This window comes from Cellulomonas uda, from assembly GCF_006538705.1.
In the GTDB taxonomy this organism is placed as follows: domain Bacteria; phylum Actinomycetota; class Actinomycetes; order Actinomycetales; family Cellulomonadaceae; genus Cellulomonas; species Cellulomonas uda.
Map to the genome: position 1 here is coordinate 1 of NZ_BJLP01000103.1, position 685 is coordinate 685.

1 protein-coding gene is annotated in these 685 nt (G+C 73.0%); it reads left to right on the plus strand.

What is annotated here, in order from left to right:
- On the plus strand, positions 1-620 hold a 620-nt coding region (locus CUD01_RS16330; RefSeq protein ID WP_503826116.1), incomplete at its 5' end, for a pectate lyase-like domain-containing protein.
- Positions 621-685 lie beyond the last annotated feature (65 nt).

Genomic DNA, 685 nt, shown 5'->3' on the forward strand with positions numbered 1-685 from the left:
CCCTGTCCGACGTGTACTTCCGCGTCGGCGGGCCGCACCGCGGCAGCACGGACGTCGCGCTGCAGGTCGACGCCGACCACGTGCTCGTCGACCACACCTGGGTCTGGCGGGCCGACCACGGCGTCGAGGGGTTCACCGAGGGCGTCAACGGCGACACCGACCGCTGGCGCACCAACATCGGCCGCACGGGCGTCGTCGTGAACGGCGACGACGTCACCGCCACCGGCCTGTTCGTCGAGCACTTCCAGCGCCACAACCTCGTCTGGAACGGCGAGCGCGGGCGCGTCGTGATGTTCCAGAACGAGCTGCCCTACGACCCGCCGACGCAGGCCGACTGGACGAAGCCCGACGGCACGCCCGGCTGGGCGGGCTACAAGGTCGGCGACCGGGTGCGCACGCACGAGGTGTGGGGCGCGGGCGTGTACGTGTTCAACCAGAACAACCCGTCGGTCGTCACCGAGCGTGGGTTCGAGGTGCCGCGCCGCCCGGGCGTACGCCTGCACCACGTGATGACCGTCAACCTCAGCGCCGGCACCGTGCGGCACGTCGTCAACGACACCGGCGCGCAGGTGGACGCCACGAACACCGGGACGCCCGCGTTCGTCGCGCAGTACCCCTGACCGCTCGGGACCGGCCACGGCGCTCCCGCGGCCCGGCACGCGCACGCGCACGCGCGTCGCGTGCC